Below are 4,082 nucleotides of genomic sequence, written 5' to 3' on the forward strand. Positions count from 1 at the left end.
GTACAAGTATAACAAATAGTATTAATTCCCAGCAAACTTGTGGTGGGTATTAGTGGACAAGAGAATATTTTGAATCAATTCCCCCTAAGAAGAAACATGCTAGAAAAGTAGGACGATATTCTTTAGAAGGTGAATTATTAGAAGTATATGATAGTGTTAGAAAAGCAAAAGAGGCATATAGTGGTTCTCTTAATGCTTTAAGAGGAAAATAGAGAACATCAAATGGTTATATATGGAAGTATATTGATTAAAATAAGATATAGTCTGTGAAATAAGTAATGCTATTTCGGCTATGTATTCTCTTAAAGGCAAAGATTTCGTCTTTAATGAGGTCCTCGGCGTAATGTGTACTTGCGCCGCCTAATAGAAATATTAGGGCAATAATCTTTTTAACTGCTGGAAGCCTGTAAAATGGTAATCAGCAGCCAAGACATTGAAAAAGCAAGGTTTAAACAAGCTCAATGTAAGGTTCAACGACTAGCTTTATAAGCGTACCTATATAGGGAAATGGAAGATAACTTAATAATTAAAAGTATGAAATATATTGTATATTTAACGGAAAATATTGTCAATAACAAGATATATGTTGGAGTTCATAAGACTGAAAATCCAGATATATTTGATGGTTATTATGGGGAAGGTGTTAGTATTAGTGATTAGTCTAAACTAAAGCATCCAAAAGGTTCTTTTTTATGTGATTTAAAAAAGTATGGATTTAAAAAATATAAAAGAAGTACTATTAGAATTTTTGATTCAGAAAAAGAAGCAGAAGATTTTAAGAATCTAATTGTAGATGATTAGTTCATAAAGAGATTTGACACATATAATACTGACCTAGAAACTAATAAAAATATCTTAGAACATCCTTCTAGAAAGGTTGGACAATATACTTTAGATGGAAAACTAGTTAAAATATACGATACAGTACGAGAAGCCAGAAAAGATTTTAGTAATGTAAATAAAGTCTTAAAAGGTACAGCAACTAAATGTAAAGGTTATACTTTTAAATATATGAGTTAAAGATATAGTCTAATTAATATAGAAATATATTATGTTCATGAGGTGGACGTTCTGGTGGTGACAATGGAGTAGTTTCTACTCCTGTAGCTGGTTCTCAAATGATTGCTTGGGGTTATGCTGGTATCGCAGTATTTAATCCTTATCGCTCATTTATATTACGCGCAACAGAGTAATCTAGAGAGCTACTGAGTAATTAAATAAAAGATAAAAATATTACTAGATATGGTAGGGGACGAGGTGCTCCCCTACCCATACTTTTTATAAATAATGAATTATGGCTAAGAAAGTGAATAAAGTTTAGGATGGCGACTTCAAAGCTAATGTCGTTGTTCTAAGAAGTGTTTTTGGAAAAGTTGGTTAGAAGTATTTTATTCAACCGCAAAGAAATAAACAAGGACGTTATCCTGCATGTGTAAAGCGTGTAGATGCAAATGGAGATATTATCCTTACTAAGGATGAATTGGAAGCAGAATCTAGAGGAGAGGCAGCTTTTATTAGAGAGAATGAGGTATTTATTATTGAGGATGGCAAGACCTATAACCTTGATGATATTTACCAAAATGCAGAATGGGAAGCAATTAAGAATTGTCCTATGATTGCTCCAGATAGATTTGCTAAAGATGATAATGGGAACTATCTTATTGATGGTACAGTAGATCCAAAGACTAAGCGTCCTAGATATGGAACAGCAGAATTGTATGTAGATAGACCTGGATATGAGGCAACTCAGAGAGTTACACGCAAGAAACTTATTGTTGAGGCTTCTAATTATATTATGAATGATGAACGCGGATATGATGGTAGAGTACTTGTTGCTCGTGTTCTTGGTAGAGATATGAGAAATCAGCCTAATGCTGACGTAGAAGATTATCTGTTATCTATTGCAGAAAGAACTCCAGAAAAGATTATCAATTGCTATACAGGTGGAGATTTACAATTACATATGTTACTTGTAGAAGCAAGAGAAAATGGAGTAATTAAAAAGAAGAATGGACTATATGTTTATGGAGAAGATGCATCTGGTATTCTTGGGGCTTCAGAAGAGGCTGTGATTAACTGGATGAAATCGTCCAAAAATTCTAAAACTTTAGCCTTAATTAGAAGGGAAACATTCCCTGAGATGTTTGAAGATGATAAACAATAAAGCAAATGACTGCACGATAGGTTTTTGAAGCAACCGCTATTGAATTAAGTAAAATCTAGGCTCCGTCATTAAAATTATATGAGTTTAACTACCTCTTTAATAAAGCTATTAACTAGTATATTAATAAGGTATATAACGTATATGATATTAATCAGCAAACTACTGATGATTTACGAGTATTGAAAGCTACTACTTTCCTTACTCCTCATAAAGTAGAACTTGCTGGAAGAGGTTCTAGTATTACAGATAGTGCTATTCAGAATACTGCAGCTAAAACTGGGAATTAGGATATGCCTGAAGGTGGTTACACTGGATAGGCATCTTCCTATCTTAGTAAAGCACATCGTTCTATTTAGTCTTTACATGGAGCTACATACGAGGTATATATGCCCATTGACTATTTACATATGTTAAATTGCGTATGTATTTTCTATGTATCTAAGTAGAAGGATTGCTGGGATGCTGGTTCTTATATTGAGATTCCTGCAACTCGACTCACTGCAGATTCCTGGTCTCAAATTGTAACAGATATTTATAATAGACCTTCTCCTATGAGACCCTATTATTATATTCACAATTTGAATTAGTAGCAAGTATTACCTACTGACCCACGTACTACAGCTAAAACTGGCACTGGTTTAGAGGAAGTAGGTATTGATATGAATGGTGCCTATAAAGTAACTAGTGCTGATGGTGGAGAATGGGATGATAACGATATTAGTACAGGCAACGGCTCAGAAGAATAGAATTCAAACTTCCAAAGAACATTTAAGTTAAAAGTAGGTGAATCTGAATAGCAAGTATCTCTTGTTGAGAAGCCTACAGCCCTCAGAGCAGGTAATACTTCTAATGTTCGTTGCGAAATCCGCTATGGAAAAGATGATTCCTTATTTTAGCTTGCCGAAGTACAGATAGACTATGTGAAGTGTCCATAGTTTATTAGATTAACACAAGAATAGATTGATTTAACCGAAGATACTTCCCAGATTATGGAGTTCCCAGATTATGTTAATCAAGAGATTATTAACGAGTTGGTACATTTGGTAATGGAGCGCACTGCAGATCCTAGACTCCAAACTAACTTTTAGATGACTTAGTCTATTGCTAGACCAACTGGGCAATAGCAACAACCTGCCCAATAGTAGGGCCAATAATACTTTAAATTATGGGATTAAATTTTCAAACTTGCACAATTATTAATTCTAACTTAGACCCTGATTCTGGGAAAAAGTTATTTGAGAAAGTAACAGAAAAAATTGATGGCGTCTCTACTACTGTTTTACGAATTAAGAGAGACTTTGTATTTGCTAAGGATAACATTGTATCAGTTTATAACAAAGCTGGTTATGAAGCAACAATGTGTAAAGCCACTATTGACTTTACAACTCTTGTTGATTCTTTGAAGCCTACAAGCGGTGAGACTTTCTGTCGTTTAGATATTTATCTGGAATTTGAAGGTTAGGAACCTTTCTATGGTGCTAATCCTATGTATATTCGCAAGGGTATTCCTTTCTGGGTAGAGTTCTCTGTAAAAGCATCTGATACTGCTGCAACTGTAGCAGAGAAGATTGCTAAAACTATTAAGAAAAATCATCTATTCTTAATTGATAAAGATACTATTAAGGTTACGGTTTCTGGTAATACTCTAGTATTAGAAGGTGCAGCAGAGTATATGCGTTTCAAGAAAATTACTATTAGTCAATTCTCTGAAGGCGATGATTATTCTGAGGAAGTAGCAGTAATTGGAGATTCTAATATTACACTTAATGAAGCTGGGAAGAATAGCTTTGGCACTTATTCCCAATTAATTAAAGATTTAAGACTTCCTACTGCTGCAAATTATCAATGGACCCACATCCGTTAGGTAGAAACTCCCATTGTTGGAGCTATCTATAATCAATATATTATCAATTATTCT

General features: G+C 33.8%; 5 protein-coding genes. All 5 read left to right on the top strand.

Features of this window, described 5'->3' with window-relative positions; genetic code table 11:
• The first annotated feature begins 507 nt into the window (after positions 1-507).
• The 5 genes from ACI3VO_RS08200 to ACI3VO_RS08220 all read left to right on the top strand — a co-directional run bounded on the left by ACI3VO_RS08200 (position 508) and on the right by ACI3VO_RS08220 (position 4,028).
• Complete coding sequence (locus ACI3VO_RS08200) at positions 508-660, top strand: hypothetical protein (protein ID WP_439757444.1); 153 nt, start codon at positions 508-510, stop codon at positions 658-660.
• 192 nt (positions 661-852) lie between these two features.
• Positions 853-1,020, top strand: coding sequence for a hypothetical protein (locus ACI3VO_RS08205; RefSeq protein ID WP_439757448.1), 168 nt, complete (start codon positions 853-855; stop codon positions 1,018-1,020).
• 460 nt (positions 1,021-1,480) lie between these two features.
• Positions 1,481-2,164, top strand: a complete 684-nt coding sequence (locus ACI3VO_RS08210) for a hypothetical protein (RefSeq protein ID WP_439757445.1) — start codon at positions 1,481-1,483, stop codon at positions 2,162-2,164.
• A 1,165-nt stretch (positions 2,165-3,329) separates the two neighbouring features.
• Entirely contained in the window at positions 3,330-3,626 is a 297-nt protein-coding gene (locus tag ACI3VO_RS08215; protein WP_439757446.1) for a hypothetical protein, read from the top strand.
• Between the two features lie 24 nt (positions 3,627-3,650).
• Positions 3,651-4,028 carry a hypothetical protein gene (locus ACI3VO_RS08220; protein WP_439757447.1) on the top strand — a complete coding sequence of 126 codons (378 nt, stop codon included), beginning with the start codon at positions 3,651-3,653 and terminating at the stop codon, positions 4,026-4,028.
• The last annotated feature ends 54 nt before the right edge of the window (positions 4,029-4,082 follow it).

This window comes from Intestinibacter sp. (genome assembly GCF_051866655.1).
Lineage (GTDB): Bacteria > Bacillota > Clostridia > Peptostreptococcales > Peptostreptococcaceae > Intestinibacter.